This is a genomic window from Pseudoalteromonas sp. SCSIO 43210 (assembly GCF_054133285.1).
Window position 1 is genome coordinate 4,928,225 of the sequence record NZ_CP087225.1, and the last position, 18,144, is coordinate 4,946,368.

Consider the following 18,144-nt stretch of genomic DNA (forward strand, 5'->3'; position numbering starts at 1 on the left):
GATAGGCTTACTTGTGACGTAATTGCTGAATTACGCGTAACTGAGCAACTGCTTCTGCCAGTCGCGTAGCCGCTTGTTGATAATCAAACTCAACAGCTGACGAATTCGCCATATGTTCTTCAGCTTCACGTTTAGCTTTTTGTACAGAATCTTCATCTAAATCTTCACCACGAACCGCAGTATCTGCAAGAATCGTGATGTGATTTGGTTGAACTTCTAATGTACCGCCAGCAACATATATCACATCTTCGTGACCAAATTGCTTAACTAAACGTACCATACCAGGTTTAAGGGCAGTTAGTAATGGAGCATGGCCTAGGTTTACACCCAGCTCGCCTTCACTACCAGATACTTGAATCGATTCAACAAGACCAGAGAACAAACTCTGCTCAGCGCTTACTACGTCAAGATGTACAGTCATAGCTGTCATACTACCCTCCTAGTTACATGCCTTTGGCTTTTTCTTGAGCTTCTTCGATAGAGCCAACCATGTAGAACGCTTGCTCTGGCATATCATCAAATTCACCGTTTAAGATGCCTTTAAAGCCAGCAATTGTATCTTTTAGTGATACGTATTTACCAGACGCGCCTGTAAACACCTCTGCCACGAAGAATGGCTGAGATAGGAAACGTTGGATTTTACGTGCACGAGATACAAGTTGCTTATCTTCGTCAGAAAGCTCGTCCATACCTAGGATTGCAATGATGTCTTTAAGTTCTTTATAACGCTGAAGAACTGTTTGAACGCCACGTGCTGTATCGTAGTGCTCTTGACCAATTACTTGTGGGTCAAGTTGACGTGAAGATGAATCAAGTGGGTCTACCGCTGGGTAGATACCAAGTGATGCGATATCACGTGAAAGTACTACTGTTGCGTCTAAGTGAGCAAAGGTAGTTGCTGGAGATGGATCTGTTAAATCATCCGCAGGTACGTATACCGCTTGGATTGATGTAATTGAACCAGTCTTAGTTGAAGCGATACGCTCTTGAAGCACACCCATTTCTTCAGCAAGTGTAGGCTGGTAACCTACCGCTGATGGCATACGACCAAGAAGTGCAGATACTTCTGTACCAGCAAGTGTATAACGGTAGATATTATCTACGAAGAAAAGTACATCGCGACCTTCATCACGGAACTTTTCAGCCATAGTAAGACCAGTTAACGCTACGCGTAAACGGTTACCTGGAGGCTCGTTCATCTGACCGTATACAAGCGATACTTTATCAAGTACGTTTGAATCGTTCATCTCATGGTAGAAATCGTTACCCTCACGTGTACGCTCACCAACACCTGCGAATACTGAGTAGCCGCTGTGCTCGATTGCGATGTTACGGATAAGTTCCATCATGTTTACAGTTTTACCAACACCGGCACCACCGAATAAACCAACTTTACCACCTTTAGCAAACGGACATACAAGGTCGATAACCTTGATACCAGTTTCTAAAAGCTCAACTGAACTTGATTGCTCTTCGTATGAAGGCGCTGCACGGTGAATAGACATACGGTCTTCTTCGCCGATTGGACCCGCTTCATCGATTGGCTCACCAAGTACGTTCATGATACGACCAAGTGTTGCTTTACCAACTGGAACTTGAATCGATTCACCTGTATTCATAACTAAAGCACTACGACGTAAACCATCAGTAGTACCCATAGCGATAGTACGCACTACACCGCCACCTAGCTGTTGTTGAACTTCTAAAGTCAAACCAGCTAAATCGCCATCTGTTACTCTTAGTGCGTGGTATACCGCTGGCACGCTATCTTGTGGAAATTCAATATCCACAACGGCGCCGATAATTTGGACGACCTTACCTAAACTCATGTCTATTCCTCTCGTTAATCTTTACCTGAAGCATTAAACTGCTGCTGAGCCAGAACAAATCTCACTAATTTCTTGTGTGATTGCTGCTTGGCGAGCCTTGTTATAAACAAGCTGTAGCTCGTCCATAAGGTCACCTGCGTTATCAGTTGCAGCTTTCATTGCAACCATACGAGCAGCCTGTTCTGAGGCAGCATTTTCTACCACACCTTGGTATGCTTGAGACTCAATAAAGCGTACTAACAAAGACTCTAAAATAGCCTCTGGGTTTGGCTCGTATAAGTAATCCCATGTATGAGCAGATACTTCTTCTTCAGCTTTTGGCAAAGGGAGTAACTGATCTATAATTGGCTCTTGCTTCATGGTATTAACGAATTTGTTATATACCAAGAATAAACGGTCTATTTTGCCTTCAGAAAATGCATCAAGCATAACTTTTACAGGACCAATAACGTCTTGTACTGAAGGTTTATCTCCTAGGCCCGCTTTTTTAGCGAGTAGTTGACCACCAAAACGTTGAAAGAAGCCAGCTGCCTTACTACCTAAAGTAGCAAATTCAGCATCAACACCTTTCTCTTTCCACGCTTTAACATCAAGTGCAACTTTCTTAAACTCGTTTGAGTTTAGACCGCCACACAGACCACGGTCTGTAGAGATAACAATATAACCAACTCGTTTTACTTCACGATCTTTTAAGAACGGGTGAGTAAAATCAAGATTTGCTTGAGCAACACGACCAATTACTTCACGTAATTTATTAGCGTATGGACGGCTTGAAGCAACGCGTTCTTGCGCCCTTTTCATTTTAGACGCAGCAACCATTTCCATTGCGCTAGTGATCTTTTGAGTGTTTTTAATACTCCCGATCTTGCTTTTAATCTCTTTTCCGCTGGCCATGACTCTCTCTCCGAATCAAGGTGTGCTTTAGTTTCCTAAAGCGCACCATTAATAACTAAATTACCAAGTTTGCGTAGACTTGAACTTCGTAAGAAGTTCTTTAAGCTGCGCTTCGATCTCGGCATTCAAGTTACCAGTTTCATTGATTTGAGCCACAAGCTCTGCGTATGTGCTAGTTGCATAAGAAAGTAAAGCTGCTTCAAAGTCACCGATTTTCGAAATTTCGATGTCTTGAAGGAAGCCTTTTTCAGCAGCAAATAACGACAAAGACATTTCAGCAACAGACATTGGCGCGTACTGTTTCTGCTTCATTAGCTCTGTTACACGCTCACCATGCTCAAGTTGAGCACGAGTAGCATCATCAAGGTCAGACGCGAACTGCGAGAACGCAGCTAATTCACGGTACTGAGCTAGGGCTAGACGAATACCGCCACCTAGTTTCTTAACGATTTTAGTTTGTGCAGCACCACCAACACGCGATACCGAGATACCAGCATTTACTGCCGGACGGATACCTGAGTTGAATAAGTCAGTTTCTAAGAAGATCTGACCATCGGTGATAGAGATAACGTTAGTCGGTACGAACGCAGAAACGTCGCCGCCTTGAGTTTCAATGATTGGCAATGCCGTCAATGAACCAGTTTTACCTTTCACTTCACCATTAGTGAACTTTTCAACGTAATCTGCGTTTACACGCGATGCACGCTCTAAAAGACGAGAGTGAAGGTAGAATACGTCACCTGGGTATGCTTCACGGCCTGGTGGACGCTTAAGTAGTAATGAAATTTGACGGTAAGCAACTGCTTGCTTAGACAAATCATCATATACGATTAATGCGTTTTCACCACGGTCACGGAAGTATTCACCCATAGTACAGCCCGCGAACGGTGCTAAGTACTGAAGTGCCGCAGATTCAGAAGCAGATGCAACAACTACGATAGTATTTGCTAGTGCACCATGCTCTTCTAATTTACGAACTACGTTTGCAATAGTAGATGCTTTTTGACCAATCGCAACGTACACACACTTAACGCCTGTGTCTTTTTGATTGATGATTGCATCGATTGCTAGTGCAGTTTTACCTGTTTGACGGTCACCGATGATAAGTTCACGTTGACCACGACCAACTGGAATCATCGCATCGATAGATTTATAACCAGTTTGAACTGGCTCATCTACTGATTTACGCTCGATTACACCTGGTGCAATTTTTTCTACAGGTTCAAACCCGTCGTTATCTAAAGCGCCTTTACCATCGATTGGAGCACCTAGTGTGTTTACAACACGACCAAGTAGACCAGGACCAACAGGAACTTCTAAAATACGACCAGTTGTATATACTTTTACGCCTTCAGTAAGGTCAGCGTACGGACCCATTACTACTGCACCAATTGAGTCGCGCTCAAGGTTTAGTGCGATAGCATAACGGCTGCCAGGAAGCTCAATCATTTCACCTTGCATACAGTCAGCAAGACCGTGGATGCGGATGATACCGTCAGTAACAGATACAATAGTACCTTCGTTACGAGCTTCACTTACAACTTCGAACTTCTCAATACGTTGTTTGATCAGATCTGAAATTTCAGTGGAATTAAGTTGCATGCTCTTTTTCCCAATTACGATTGTAGTGTTGTAGCTAAGCGGCTTAATTTACCGCGAATAGTACCGTCGATTACAGTGTCGCCAGACCTAATAATAAGTCCACCAACCACTGACGCGTCTTCACTACAATTCAGCTTAACTTTGCGTGCGAAACGTTTTTCAAGTGCCGCTACCAATGACTCTTGTTGCGCAGCAACAAGAGGAGTTGCAGAAATCACATCTACTTCGATTTCTTTATCGTATTGTGCTTTAAATTCAGCAAATAACTGTGCAACTTCAGGTAGAGCTGTCAAACGTCCATTTTCAGCCATCACCTTAACTAGGTTCTGACCTTGTTCGTTGAGCTGCTCAGCACAAAGTTGAATAAATAATTCAGCTTGTGCAGTAGCTGTAGGCATACCTGCTAAAGCAGATGATGCTTGTTCATTGCTGGCTACGTGGCCTGCAAAGAACAACATATCATTCCAGCTTTCTAGAGTGCCTTTCTCAACGGCAAGTTCAAAAGCCGCTTTAGCGTATGGGCGAGCGATAGTAGTCAAATTAGACATGCTCATACCCTCCTAATTACAGCTCAGCGACAAGTTTTTCAACGATGTCACTATGTGCGGCTTGATTAATTTCACGCTCTAAAATACGTTCTGCACCAATCACTGCCAGAGTTGCTACTTGCTTACGTAGCTCTTCTGTTATGCGATTACGTTCAGACTCAACTTCAGAGTGCCCTTGAGCAATGATACTTTCACGCTCTTGCTGACCACGAAGTGTTTCTTCGTCAACAATTAGCACTGCACGCTTTTTAGCTTGATCAATGATATCAGCCGCTTGAGCTTTTGCATCTTTAAGCTGTTCAGCAGCTTTCTTTTGCGCAAGTTCTAAGTCTTTTTCGGCTCTATCAGAGGCAGCTAAACCATCTTCGATTTTTTTCTGGCGAGCTTCAATTGCACCGTTTAGTGGTGGCCATACGTATTTCATACAAAATAATACGAACACCGTAAACGCAATCAATTCACCGATAAGAGTGGCGTTTAAATTCACAACCGCTCCTCCTTAAATAGTAAGCTGTTCAAAAAATAAAATTAAAGTACGAACAACAATACCATAGCGATACCAACACCAATCATTGCTACAGCATCGATTAGACCAGCAAGAATAAACATCTTAACTTGTAGCGATGGTGCAAGCTCAGGTTGACGCGCACATGCTTCAAGGAATTTACCGCCCATGTTACCAAAACCGATTGCTGTGCCGATTGCACCAAAGCCGATTAGTAAAGCTACTGCGATATACTTAAGACCTAATACTAGTTCCATTTTTTTCTCCAAAGTTTCAATTGTAAATTAAAGTTAAATATTAAAGGTTATAAAAATTAGTGATTATCTGAGCTTGCCATACTTAGGTATACGATTGTTAGCATCATAAATACGAATGCTTGCAATACAATTACTAAGATGTGGAATACAGCCCAAACAAAATGCAATGGTAATTGCATAAATCCGATAGCGCCGATCAAGATGAAAATCAATTCACCTGCATATAAGTTACCAAACAAACGTAGCGCTAATGAAAACGGTTTAGAAACCAGCGCAATCAGTTCAAGTAATAAGTTAAACGGGATTAAAAGGATTTGTAGTGCAGTATTATTTGAACTAAACGGGTGAAGTGTTAGTTCTTTAATAAAACCACCGATGCCTTTTATTTTAATTGAGTAGCCTATCATTAAAATAAATACGCCAAGCGCTAGCGCCGCAGTCATATTAATGTCAGTCGTTGGTACAATTTTCATGTACACATCGTGTGAATCCATACCAAACGCAGTTTCACCAACAAAACCAGCTAATGCAGGTAAAAAGTCAACCGGTATTAAATCCATTAAGTTCATTAAAAATATCCAAACGAATATTGTTAATGCTAATGGTGCAATAAGCTTGCTTTTACCATGGAAAGTATCACGTACGTTGTCACCAACAAACTCTACTACCATTTCAATGAAACATTGAAATTTTCCAGGTACACCTAGTGTTGATTTTTTAGCGGCACTACGAAAGATCCATAAAAATATAAGACCTAAACCGATAGACCATGCGAGGGTATCTATATGCCATGTCCAGAATCCACTGTCCGTACATGCTTTATTGAAGGCGAGACCTGTATCGGTCGAGCACATCTTAGCATTGGTCAAATGGTGCTGGATATGGCCAGATAGAGTAACTTCTTCTGCTGCCATGTTATATCCCAAAAGTTAATGTTTAAAAAAAACGGGTGCGAACAATCCAGTAAAGAGCGCCAGTATATAAGTACTAAAAAAGGGTAATAAAATTACCGGAAAATGCTTCAGTACTAGCGCAAACAATACAATTGTTAGCATAAATTTTAATCCGTTGCCGCGTTTCAACGAGGCATACGCTTGATTTGCTCGACTTGCACCCATATACCTAAATGCATAAAGTGCAAATACAAAGTGCGGAAGTACTGCGACAAATCCACCAGCGAGTGATGAAAGCGAAGCATTGGCTCCCGAACTAAAAAAAATAATTACAGCAGCAACTAATGCTACAATACCCTGAAGGCAAATTAACTTTAATACGGCAAGTCTATATGGACTCGCTAACTTATCAGTCACGTTTAGTTAACCTTTATTGCGTTCTAATTGTTAGGGTGTGAAAACTGGCGAAATTATACTTAATCCTGCCAGTTTTGCAACTTGAGTAGACGGTTTGTAACACGAAATAGCTACAAATGTCTCTTTTTAGACATGTAGAAAACTAATGGTGGGTATTGTCTTGATTAATGCGATTTAAAATACCGTCAAGTTCATCCAAATTAGTATAAGAAATAACAAGCTTACCTTTGCCTTTTTTATTGTAATTTATTTCAACTTTGGCACCTAGGTTTTCAGCAAGTTGTTGTTCTAACTGCTTAACATCTGGATCTTTTTCGGTTATTTCTTTAGCTGGCACTGGTTCTAAAATTGAGCGAACTAACTTTTCGGTTTCTCTAACTGTTAGTGCTTTAGCGACAGCTAAACGAGCAGCATCAGACTGCGCTTCGCCTTCAAGGGCTAACAGGCAACGAGCATGGCCCATTTCAATATCGCCATGCTCTAACAAAATCTTCACATCGTTATTTAAGTTATTTAAACGCAGTAAGTTAGTTACAGTCGTACGTGATTTACCTACCGCATCAGCTACTTGTTGATGTGTTAATTCAAATTCTATTAGTAAACGATTAAGTGCAACCGCTTCTTCCATGGCATTTAAATCTTCACGCTGAATATTTTCTATCAGTGCAATCGCAACGGCAGCTTCATCGGGTACATCTTTAATAATACAAGGTACTGTTTCAAGCTTAGCTATTTGCGCTGCGCGCCAACGACGCTCACCGGCGATAATTTCAAAGCTATTATGTGCAATAGGGCGCACAACAATAGGTTGAATAATACCTTGTGAGCGAATAGAACTAGCAAGCTCTTCTAGCGCCTCTTCAGACATGTCTTTACGAGGTTGGTATTTACCAGAGTGTAAAAACTCTATTGGAAGTTTTTGTAATTCACTGTTATTTGGCCCAGCTGCATTTTTTACAGCTTCAGTCACGTTTGATGTGTCTTGTTCCTTGCTTGCGCTCGGTGCAGGCTTTGACGAACTTAAAAGTGCATCGAGTCCTCGGCCTAAACCTCGTTTTTTAGCAGACATGTTATTTTTTTACCTCAAAGTTAGGCGACAACGGACGCTGTTTTTTCTTTTCTGCGTAGCATTTCACCAGCGAGTGCTAAATACGCTTTAGCGCCACTTGATGCCCGGTCATAATACATAGCTGGAGCACCAAAACTAGGTGCTTCGGCTAAGCGAACATTACGTGGGATCACCGTACGGTATACTTTATCGCCAAAATGTTGTTTTAATTGTTCTGATACATCATTTGCCAAACGGTTACGCGGGTCATACATAGTACGAAGTATGCCTTCAATTTGTAAGCTCGGATTCACTAATCTAGCAAGCTGCGTAATCGTATCCATTAATGCGGTTAACCCTTCAAGTGCATAATACTCACACTGCATTGGTACCAAAATAGAATCAGCCGCAGCCATAGCATTAACAGTTAACATATTTAAAGAAGGCGGACAGTCTATAAAAATAAATTCGTACTGGTCCTGAATTTTTTCAAGCGCGTTACGTAAACGCACCTCACGGGCAAATAATTCCATGAGTTTAACTTCTGCAGCGGTTACATCACCGTTTGCAGCAATCATATGGTATTCGCCAGACGTTTCTTTGATGATAACGTCTTCTATTGGTTTATCTTCAATAAGTAAGTCGTAAATAGTTGGCACATCGCCGTACTTATCTACGCCACTCCCCATAGTCGCATTACCTTGCGGATCGAGATCAATTAACAGCACTTTACGTTTCGTTGCAGCCATAGACGCAGCGAGATTAACAGCGGTTGTAGTTTTACCCACTCCACCTTTTTGATTTGCTAATGCGATGACTTTTGCCACAGTGTCTCTGATCCCTAGTCTTTAGAAAGAATAATTAAATGTCGTTGTGCATCTAACTTAGGTACTTCTAATGCAATTTTTTGCTCAAACTTAACGCCAGTAGGTAATGACTCTAGCTCTTCACTAGGGAACACACCTTTAAGTGCTATAAATTTACCCGAATGATCGATTAAGTGCGAACACCAGTCAACCATATCTTGTAATGAAGCAAATGCACGACTGAGTACGCCGTCTAATTTAACACTTGGTTGATATTCTTCAACTCTAGACTGCACAGGGGTTACATTATCAAGACCTAGTTCATGTTTAACATGCATTAAAAATCGCACACGTTTACCTAAACTATCTAATAGCACAAAATGTGTATTTGGTAATGCAATTGCCAACACGATACCCGGTAAACCAGGGCCTGTACCTACATCAATATAATGATGCCCGGGTAAATGAGGCGCAACAACTAAACTGTCCATAATATGCTTAATCATCATTTCTTCAGGTAAACGTACTGAAGTTAAGTTATAAGCTTTATTCCACTTATTTAATAACTCAACGTAACGGACTAGCTGTTGCTGTTGTTTTTCTGTTAGCGCAATATCAGTTTGCGCTAACAATGTAGTTAATTGTTGCTGTAACACTATGTACCCTTATCGTTACGCAGATTTGCGTAATAAGCCTTGCTTCTTCAGATACACCAATAATAGCGAAATCGCCGCAGGGGTGATACCAGAAATACGCGATGCTTGACCAATCGTGTCAGGACGTGACTCAATAAGCTTAGCAACTACCTCATTTGATAAACCAGATACGGTTTTGTAATCAAACTCTTTTGGTAAAATTGTTTGCTCATGACGAAGCTGCTTATTGATTTCATCTTGTTGGCGCGCAATATAACCTGCGTACTTAGTATGGATCTCAACTTGCTCGAGTGCTGCTTTATTTGTGAATTCAGATCCCAATCCGTCAATAGCCATCAGATCGTTGTAACGAATTTCCGGACGGCGAAGTAATTCTTCCAAGCTTGCTTCACGCGTAAGCGGGGTTTTAAGTAATGCGTTTACTTGATCTACAACGGCATGATCTTTGTGGATCCATGTATCTTTAATGCGTTGTTTCTCTTTTTCGATTACTTCCATTTTTTCGTTAAATGCCTGCCAGCGTTCGTCATTAACTAAACCAAGCTCACGGCCTTTTTCTGTTAAACGAATATCAGCATTATCTTCACGAAGTAATAAACGATATTCAGCACGGCTGGTAAACATACGGTAGGGTTCTTTTGTACCCAGTGTTGCTAAGTCGTCGATTAATACACCAACATAAGCTTCATCACGACGTGGTGTCCAAGAATCTTTGCCTTGCACTTTTAGCGCAGCATTCATACCTGCAATTAAGCCTTGTGCACCTGCTTCTTCATAGCCGGTAGTACCGTTAATTTGACCCGCGAAAAATAAGCCTTCAATAAATTTAGTTTCTAAAGACTGTTTTAAATCACGTGGATCAAAGTAGTCATATTCTATTGCATAACCTGGTCGACAAATATGTGCATTTTCAAAACCAGAAATAGATTGCACAATCTCAAGTTGTACATCAAACGGTAAACTAGTCGAAATACCATTTGGATATAATTCGTATGATGTTAAACCTTCAGGCTCAACAAATATTTGATGTTTATCTTTATCTGCAAAACGAACAATTTTATCTTCAATTGAAGGGCAGTAGCGAGGACCAATACCTTCAATAACACCTGAGTACATAGGTGAGCGATGTAGGTTTTTACGAATAACATCATGTGTTTTTTCGTTTGTGTAAGTGATGTAACACGGTATCTGTTGTGGGTGATCTGATTGTTTACCCATAAACGAAAACACAGGTGTTGGTGTATCACCAGGCTGTGCTTCCATTTTTGTAAAATCAACAGTACGTGCATCAATACGTGGCGGTGTACCTGTTTTTAAACGATCAACTCTAAATGGATGTTCACGTAAGCGATCAGCTAAAGCGATTGAAGGAGGATCGCCTGCACGGCCGCCTTTGTAATTTTCTAACCCTATATGGATTAAGCCACCTAAAAAAGTACCCACGGTTAAAACAACACTTGGTGCACTAAAACGCAAACCCATTTGAGTTACTACGCCAGTAACACGATCGTTTTCAACAATAAGATCATCACACGATTGTTGAAAAATTTTAAGATTATCTTGATTTTGCAATGTTGTTTGAATAGCCGCTTTGTACAAGGCGCGATCTGCTTGTGCTCGAGTTGCACGAACAGCAGGTCCTTTTGAAGAATTTAGTGTACGAAATTGGATCCCGCCTTTATCAATGGCCTGTGCCATTGCACCACCAAGCGCGTCAATTTCTTTTACCAAATGACCTTTGCCTATCCCACCAATCGCTGGGTTACAAGACATTTGACCAAGGGTATCCATATTGTGAGTCAGTAGCAGGGTATTCATCCCCATACGGGCAGCTGCTAATGCGGCTTCAGTGCCAGCATGTCCACCACCTACTACGATAACGTCAAAATTTTCGTGAAAAATCATTAATGGGATCCTACTTAAATCAAACCGGTAAACTTCAAAAGGGAGCGTATTCTACCTAGAAATTGGCAGAAGATAAATGATTAAACAGTGGGCAAGATCTAAGTATGTGATCTCTAATAATATAAAGGATCTTTTAAAGAGATCTTTTATTACTATTACTACTACTGATCGACTTTTCTGTTGATAAGGTTTAGATCTTCATTAAAAACATCAAATTAGATCAGATCTAAAGGTGTTAATATGATCGGATCATCCCGCAAATAAGCTCTGATCAAAAAGGCACTTTATGCACAGGGCTGAATCAGTTAGATCTTATCCCATGGATAAGCATGCTTTAAAAAGCAGTTTATTCAATCTTTATCCACAAAATCTATTAAATTATTAGTAAATTGTGGGTAACTTTATATGTAACTTTTTACTTGATCTCTCTATTTTAAGCCTGTTTTGGTTATCCAAGAGTCTAACCATGCTAATGCGGTGTCCTCTGGTAGTGCTTCATCGAGAATATTAAGCTCTAAGCGTTCTGCTACTTTTATAGCGCCTTTTTGAGCTAATAAGGCATCTATATTACGTCCAGCCTGGTTGTAAGTGTCATAACTGGTATCACCTAAAGCGATTACTGAGTATTTTAATTGAGATAAATCATTAGCTTGAGTCACATCTTCAACAAAGCTAATAAAGTTTTCAGGGTAATCACCTGCGCCATAAGTAGATGTGCAAATTAACCAAATGGTATTTTGCTGATCAATATCGCTAAATTCAGGTTGATCATGTAGTTGTGTAGTAATACCAAGGTTATTTAGCGCGTCGCTTAGTTGCTCTGCAACATACTCGGCTGATCCCATTTGGCTGCCAACAATAAGATTTACTGAACTCATGAATATTAGTGATCACATTTGTTTTAATTGCTGACTATGATAACTGAGTGAGGGTAACAGTAAAGTTAAGAGTGCCATTTTGTATAACTATTTTTGCAGTAATTTTACACTCATTCAAAAGCGTTTCTTTAAGTTGTTGATAATATAGGGTTTAACAAATTATCTTTAAATGTAATCTTCTGATCAAGTTGTTGATAACAGTGGGGAAAGCTCTGTTTAAATAGGCTTATTAGGTTGTTTTATATCCGCTAAGTTATTGATATTTCTAATCAGTAAAAAAGTTGAAATAGTAATTTATATATTAAAAGTAAATGTTGATCATAATGTGGATATAAAGCCTGTTGATAACCTCAAATTTAGATCTAAAATAAATTTTTAAAATGATCTAATAAAGCAGATCTAATGAAATTAATTAAAAATAAGCTCATAAACGGATAAATATTAATAAATAGTGAGGTTTTTTCAGCTTATTTACCTGTTTTTGGTATTTGTTTGAGCTGAAAATTAGGTATTGTGGATAAGTGATCGAGGTTTTTTAAATTTAATGTAGGTTTAGAGTCGTTATTTTTATATATTTTGCTGGTTGAGTTAGCAGATCAAAACTTTTTAATACTTAACAGTTGAGTTATTTTATTTAAAAATCACGATGATTATCAAATTATATGTTATCAAAAGTAAGTTTTTTAGAGTAATAATCAGTGTTTTTTAGCTCTTTAATTGAGCAAAAAGCATCATTCTTTGCGTGTATGAGGTGTGTTTTAGTGCATTTTTGTGGGCTAAAGTAAGTATAAGAAAGCCATTTATAACTTTCTTCTGCATGAAGTATAACGCTTTAAAAGTGTGTTATTGTTTGAAAAATGTATCGGTTTTGTATTAATAATAGGGGTAATTTACGCTATTAATGCCGCTAAAGAGTGTATTCCACATTGTTTAATCTACGTAATCAGACCTCTCTTAGCACGTAACAAAGGTAGCTTTGAATATGATTTATCGACTGTAACTCTCAGGAATTAGACGTATAAATAGCATATTTTAAAGCCTAATTTTTTATATGAAAAAGAGCACCTGAGTGCTCTTTATAATAAGAATATGCTTGTAATAAGGTGTTTATTTACCAATACAAAACGAGCTAAATATCTTTCCTAGTAAATCGTCAGAGGTAAATTCACCGGTTATTTCATTCAAATATTGCTGTGTTAAACGTAATTCTTCAGCCAGTATTTCACCGGCAATGTGCATTTCTAATTGTGTTTTACCGGTATCTAAATGATGGGCCGCACTTTCCAGTGCATCCAAATGACGACGGCGCGCCATAAAGCCACCTTCAGTTGCACCTTGAAAGCCTATACAGGCTTTTAAATGCTCGCGAACAAGTTCAATACCGTCAGCATTTTTGGCACTTAAGCTGATGACCGGGTATTGTTGCTCTTGCTCCATTCCTACTATATCACCCGATAAATCGGCCTTATTTCTGATGACTGTCACGCCCATACCTTCTGGTAATTTTGCCATAAACTCAGGCCAAATTTTATGCGGGTCAGTATCTGTAGTATCGGTGCCATCAAGCATAAATAAAACGCGATCGGCTTGGTTTATTTCATCCCATGCACGCTCAATGCCTATTTGTTCTACTCTGTCTGGGCTTTCGCGCAGGCCTGCGGTATCTATAATATGCAGTGGCATACCATCTATATGTATATGCTCTCGTAGTACGTCGCGAGTGGTACCGGCTATTTCTGTTACGATTGCGGCTTCACGACCAGCTAGAGCGTTGAGTAGGCTTGATTTACCCGCATTTGGGCGACCAGCAATAACAACACGCATACCTTCGCGCATTATGCTGCCTTGCTTGGCTTGATTAGTTACAGTATTGAGCTGATTTATAATGGCATCTAAATCACCTGACACTTTACCGTCAGATAAAAAATCAATTTCTTCATCAGGAAAGTCTATTGCCGCTTCTACATACATACGTAAGTGAATTACTTTTTCTACGAGTGTTTCTATGTGCTTAGAAAATTCACCTTGCAGCGACTGTAGGGCGCTTTTAGCGGCTTGTTCGCTGGTGGCATTAATTAAGTCGGCGATGGCTTCTGCTTGTGTTAAATCAAGCTTGTCGTTCATAAATGCACGTTCAGAAAACTCACCTGGCTTTGCTAAGCGAACGCCCTCGATTTTACTAATTTCTTTAAGTAACATATCCAGTACTACAGGGCCGCCGTGGCCTTGTAGCTCAAGCACATCTTCGCCTGTAAATGAGTTAGGACCTGCAAAGTAAATGGCAATACCTTGATCAAGTTGCTCGCCAGCTAGGCTTTTAAATGGCACGTAATCGGCGTAGCGAACTTTAGGAATTTTACCTACCACTTTTTCGGCAACGCTTTTAGCAAGGCTGCCTGAAACGCGAATTATACCAACGCCACCACGTCCGGGAGCGGTTGCTTGTGCTGCAATTGTATCTTGATTGATCATGCTATTAATTTGCCAACGATGAGTAACTTTATGGCGGTATTGTAACCTATGAAATAAACACTCGCGAATACTCTGGTGAAAAACAGGCAATAAAAAAGGCGACCTAAGTCGCCTTTATATAAGTAATATACCCAAGCCATCTCAAGATGCGAGTTTCAGTTGGAGTTAAAAGCTATTTAGGCAAGGCATTGATTGAGAATAATAGTGGTTCTATTGTTAAAATCAATAACGCAGTATAAATCGCTTTTAAACCAACCCTTTGGGCGTTTCACAGGTACTTAATTTCATCGTTGTTACTTTTTAAAAGGGACTGCCATTCTTGCAAAGTAACGCCTTGATCTTAAGCCCCTGTGAAACGCTGAATTTTGCATCTTGATATGGCTTGGGTATAGGCGCTAGCCTCTTACTTTAATTCCTTTCTTTTCCATGCCACGGTAGATGATTAACATCTGGACAATAGAAATAAGGTTAGACACTAACCAGTAAAGAACTAAACCCGATGGGAACCATAAGAAAAATACAGAGAAGATAACCGGCATAAAGGTCATCATTTTTTGCTGCATTGGATCAGTAACCGTCATAGGTTGTAGCTTTTGCGTCACAAACATACTCGCACCAAATAATATAGGTAATACGTAGTATGGGTCTTTCGCAGAAAGGTCAGTTAACCAAAAAATGAATTCAGCGTGGCGAAGTTCAGTTGACTCTAAGAATACGTAGAACAAGGCTAAGAAAATTGGCATTTGTAGCAAAATAGGGAAACAGCCACCCATAGGGTTAACTTTTTCTTTTTTGTACATTTCCATAGTTGCTTGGCCGAACTTTTGACGGTCATCACCAAACTTTTCTTTAAGAGCTGCCATTTTAGGTTGTAGGGCACGCATTTTTGCCATTGAAGTGTATTGCGCTTTAGTAAGTGGGTACATTAACGATTTAACGATAATAGTGATGGCAATAATTGCTACACCCCAGTTACCTAAAATGCTGTGTAGCCATTTTAGCAATACAAATAAAGGTTGCGAAATAAACCATAACCAACCGTAATCTACAGTTAAATCTAGGTCTGGGTGAATCGCTTCAAGAATATCCGATTCTTTCGGGCCCATATAATAAATAGCAGTTAGTGTTTGCTCACTACCAGCTTGAATATTAACAGCTTCATCTTTAGCACCAATAATAGCGGCATTACTTTTTGTAATTAAGCTATAAATTGTATTTGATTGATCCTGCATTGGAACCCAAGCACTTACAAAGTAATGTTGAATAAACGCAACATAACCACCTTGGGTGTTTTTGTTTAGGTTTTTATCAGCCATATCTGAAAAACTATACTTTTCGTATGGTTCTTCGTCAGTACCGTATGCAGCACCTAAATAGTTTTGATCAACCATGCTGCCTTTTTCTTGTACGGTACGCTTAATCTGCGTGTATAGCTGTACTTGAAGAGGTGCGCTGGTGGTGTTGTTAATTTTGTATTCTAAGCCTACGTCATACTGACCTTTTTTGAATACATACGTTTTAGTAAAACTAACACCATTACGATCTGTAAACTGAAGTGGAACGCGAAGCTCATCACCCGTTAAGGTATATGACTTTTGTTCGGTATTGTAAGTAGGGCGACCGTTAGCTGATGCGTCAGGGCCATTTAAGCCAATTAAGCCACTTTGTGAAAAGTATTGTTTGCCATCAAACTCACCAAGCAACATAAAAGGAGTGTTACTTCCTTTGGTGTCTTCGTATTGAAGAAGGTCTGTTTCAACAATGTCACCGCCTTTGGTGTCAATTTTAACTTTAAAAACGTCAGTTGTGATTTCAATAACTGAACGTTTAGCTAAAGTTGCTGAAGTAGGTAATTCTGAATCTGACGATGAAGGAATATAATCATCCGACTCTGGTGAATTTGCTTTTAGTGTTTGTGTTGTGGCACTTGGATCGACTTTAGGCTTGTTGTAATCATTGTCCCATTCTTGGAACAATAAAAACGACACTAGCATTAGGCCAATTAATAAAAACGTGCGTTGCGATTCCATAACAGCTCTTATTTCTCGTGTTGGTGGTTAATATGGGTTAATTTTTCAGGGACGGGGTCGTCTCCGCCTGAATGTAAAGGATGGCATTTTAATATGCGTTTCAAAGCTAACCAACTACCTTTTACCGATCCATGCAATTTAATTGCTTGAATAGCATAACTAGAACAGGTTGGATTAAAACGACAATGCGGACCTAACAGCGGGCTAATCCACTTTTGATAACCGCGGATAAATAACACTAAACAAAAAGTTGGTAAAGCAACAAGTGGTTTAAGTAACCTCATGATGTTTATGCCCCTACTTAAGTTTAGTGAGATAGATATCATGTATTTAAAGACTCAATTAGAAATTTTAAATGCATGATTAAAAGGTGAGCTAAAGATACATTAATTAACCCTGCAATTCTATTGCAATTAGGTTTGTTTATTAGATTTAGCTGATTTGTTTGGGCGTTTCTTAAAAGGTGGCGGTTTAGGTGCACCTGGTTTACAGCGTTCGTTAATTTTTCGCCATAATTTAGTAAGTTGTTTGGTTATTTCTTCATTAGACTGCTCATCAATACCATTTTTAACCATAAGCACAATATCAATATTATCGATGCTGTGTTGATTTAAACGAAAACTTTCGCGAGCGAGACGTTTAATACGGTTTCGTTGGCATGCCTTTTTTACACGTTTTTTAGCAACAGTAAGTCCTAACCTAGGTTTATCTTGGTTATTTGGTTTAGCTAATAGAGTAAAGAAAGGAGTTGCAGCCCGAGCGGGTTCATTAAATATGCGAGAGTAATGCGAGGGAGTTAACAGACGTAACTCCCTGCCAAAGCTAAAGTCTTCCACTTATAAATTAAGCAGAAAGAACTTTGCGGCCTTTAGCGCGGCGACGTGCTAATACTTTACGGCCATTTACAGTTGCCATGCGAGCACGGAAGCCGTGTGCACGTTTGCGTTTTAAAACGCTAGGTTGAAAAGTTCTTTTCATAACAATCTCATCCGATCGGTTAAAGTTAAAACATCCTATACAGGTCGCGATCCTGGCATAGGTGCCATTGCGAGCGCGAGATATTATAGATGAAGTGACTCAAAGTCAATCATAATTACAGCCTATACTAAGTGTTAGTTACTCTATTCATGGTGATCGAGAATTATGATCCACTAGGATCATCATAAATAAGAAGTTTTCCACAGCCCCTGTATAAAAAGTGAATAAAAGCAGGGGAAAAGTAAAATGGATCGTAAAATTGGTTCGCGATCTTAGTGTTATTTTGTTATGATCTGTCATCAGGCTTTGAAATAAAAGCTTATTTAAATCAGTCTGTTAATGTTTTTATACAGCGATATCAACAATTTTATAAAAATCAATCTTTTACTTGTGGATAAAGTGTCTTCATAATACGCGGCCTTGGGC

At 39.6% G+C, this 18,144-nt stretch carries 19 protein-coding genes; all 19 read right to left on the reverse strand.

From position 1 onward, the window contains the following. Positions 1 to 7 precede the first annotated feature (7 nt). The 19 genes from LOS73_RS21350 to rpmH all read right to left on the reverse strand — a co-directional run bounded on the left by LOS73_RS21350 (position 8) and on the right by rpmH (position 17,718). The gene (locus tag LOS73_RS21350; RefSeq protein WP_007377666.1) at positions 8 to 430 is read right to left on the reverse strand and encodes a F0F1 ATP synthase subunit epsilon; all 423 of its coding nucleotides are present in this window, start codon (positions 428 to 430) and stop codon (positions 8 to 10) included. Between the two features lie 13 nt (positions 431 to 443). Beyond that, on the reverse strand, positions 444 to 1,829 hold the full coding sequence (atpD, locus tag LOS73_RS21355) for a F0F1 ATP synthase subunit beta (protein WP_007377665.1): 1,386 nt from the start codon (positions 1,827 to 1,829) through the stop codon (positions 444 to 446). A 33-nt stretch (positions 1,830 to 1,862) separates the two neighbouring features. Beyond that, complete coding sequence (gene atpG / locus LOS73_RS21360; protein WP_033031118.1) at positions 1,863 to 2,723, reverse strand: F0F1 ATP synthase subunit gamma; 861 nt, start codon at positions 2,721 to 2,723, stop codon at positions 1,863 to 1,865. Positions 2,724 to 2,783: 60 nt separating this feature from the next. Further along, a complete protein-coding gene (atpA, locus tag LOS73_RS21365; RefSeq protein ID WP_024597177.1) occupies positions 2,784 to 4,325 on the reverse strand; it encodes a F0F1 ATP synthase subunit alpha in 1,542 nt (513 codons plus the stop codon). 14 nt (positions 4,326 to 4,339) lie between these two features. Then, the gene (gene atpH, locus LOS73_RS21370; RefSeq protein ID WP_007377663.1) at positions 4,340 to 4,873 is read right to left on the reverse strand and encodes a F0F1 ATP synthase subunit delta; all 534 of its coding nucleotides are present in this window, start codon (positions 4,871 to 4,873) and stop codon (positions 4,340 to 4,342) included. Between the two features lie 16 nt (positions 4,874 to 4,889). Beyond that, positions 4,890 to 5,360, reverse strand: coding sequence for a F0F1 ATP synthase subunit B (gene atpF, locus LOS73_RS21375; RefSeq protein ID WP_004335264.1), 471 nt, complete (start codon positions 5,358 to 5,360; stop codon positions 4,890 to 4,892). Positions 5,361 to 5,401: 41 nt separating this feature from the next. Further along, positions 5,402 to 5,635 carry a F0F1 ATP synthase subunit C gene (gene atpE / locus LOS73_RS21380; RefSeq protein ID WP_004335261.1) on the reverse strand — a complete coding sequence of 78 codons (234 nt, stop codon included), beginning with the start codon at positions 5,633 to 5,635 and terminating at the stop codon, positions 5,402 to 5,404. A gap of 56 nt (positions 5,636 to 5,691) precedes the next feature. Further along, positions 5,692 to 6,549, reverse strand: a complete 858-nt coding sequence (gene atpB, locus LOS73_RS21385) for a F0F1 ATP synthase subunit A (protein WP_024597178.1) — start codon at positions 6,547 to 6,549, stop codon at positions 5,692 to 5,694. 15 nt (positions 6,550 to 6,564) lie between these two features. Beyond that, entirely contained in the window at positions 6,565 to 6,945 is a 381-nt protein-coding gene (locus tag LOS73_RS21390) for an ATP synthase subunit I (RefSeq protein ID WP_457934279.1), read from the reverse strand. 142 nt (positions 6,946 to 7,087) lie between these two features. Beyond that, positions 7,088 to 8,014: a ParB/RepB/Spo0J family partition protein gene (locus LOS73_RS21395; protein ID WP_007377660.1), complete on the reverse strand. Its 927-nt coding sequence runs from the start codon at positions 8,012 to 8,014 to the stop codon at positions 7,088 to 7,090. 20 nt (positions 8,015 to 8,034) lie between these two features. After that, the gene (locus LOS73_RS21400; RefSeq protein WP_007377659.1) at positions 8,035 to 8,820 is read right to left on the reverse strand and encodes a ParA family protein; all 786 of its coding nucleotides are present in this window, start codon (positions 8,818 to 8,820) and stop codon (positions 8,035 to 8,037) included. Between the two features lie 14 nt (positions 8,821 to 8,834). After that, the gene (rsmG, locus tag LOS73_RS21405; RefSeq protein ID WP_149605238.1) at positions 8,835 to 9,455 is read right to left on the reverse strand and encodes a 16S rRNA (guanine(527)-N(7))-methyltransferase RsmG; all 621 of its coding nucleotides are present in this window, start codon (positions 9,453 to 9,455) and stop codon (positions 8,835 to 8,837) included. A 15-nt stretch (positions 9,456 to 9,470) separates the two neighbouring features. Further along, the gene (gene mnmG / locus LOS73_RS21410; protein ID WP_007377657.1) at positions 9,471 to 11,360 is read right to left on the reverse strand and encodes a tRNA uridine-5-carboxymethylaminomethyl(34) synthesis enzyme MnmG; all 1,890 of its coding nucleotides are present in this window, start codon (positions 11,358 to 11,360) and stop codon (positions 9,471 to 9,473) included. A gap of 428 nt (positions 11,361 to 11,788) precedes the next feature. Next, on the reverse strand, positions 11,789 to 12,238 hold the full coding sequence (gene mioC / locus LOS73_RS21415) for an FMN-binding protein MioC (protein WP_007377656.1): 450 nt from the start codon (positions 12,236 to 12,238) through the stop codon (positions 11,789 to 11,791). 1,107 nt (positions 12,239 to 13,345) lie between these two features. Beyond that, positions 13,346 to 14,710, reverse strand: coding sequence for a tRNA uridine-5-carboxymethylaminomethyl(34) synthesis GTPase MnmE (gene mnmE / locus LOS73_RS21420; protein WP_337150489.1), 1,365 nt, complete (start codon positions 14,708 to 14,710; stop codon positions 13,346 to 13,348). A 395-nt stretch (positions 14,711 to 15,105) separates the two neighbouring features. Continuing rightward, positions 15,106 to 16,740 (reverse strand): membrane protein insertase YidC, encoded by a 1,635-nt coding sequence (yidC, locus tag LOS73_RS21425; protein WP_007377654.1) that lies wholly within the window; start codon positions 16,738 to 16,740, stop codon positions 15,106 to 15,108. An 8-nt stretch (positions 16,741 to 16,748) separates the two neighbouring features. After that, positions 16,749 to 17,024: a membrane protein insertion efficiency factor YidD gene (gene yidD / locus LOS73_RS21430; protein WP_008138026.1), complete on the reverse strand. Its 276-nt coding sequence runs from the start codon at positions 17,022 to 17,024 to the stop codon at positions 16,749 to 16,751. 129 nt (positions 17,025 to 17,153) lie between these two features. Continuing rightward, positions 17,154 to 17,576 (reverse strand): ribonuclease P protein component, encoded by a 423-nt coding sequence (gene rnpA, locus LOS73_RS21435; protein ID WP_033031124.1) that lies wholly within the window; start codon positions 17,574 to 17,576, stop codon positions 17,154 to 17,156. 7 nt (positions 17,577 to 17,583) lie between these two features. Beyond that, positions 17,584 to 17,718, reverse strand: a complete 135-nt coding sequence (gene rpmH / locus LOS73_RS21440) for a 50S ribosomal protein L34 (protein ID WP_004335215.1) — start codon at positions 17,716 to 17,718, stop codon at positions 17,584 to 17,586. Positions 17,719 to 18,144: the final 426 nt, after the last annotated feature.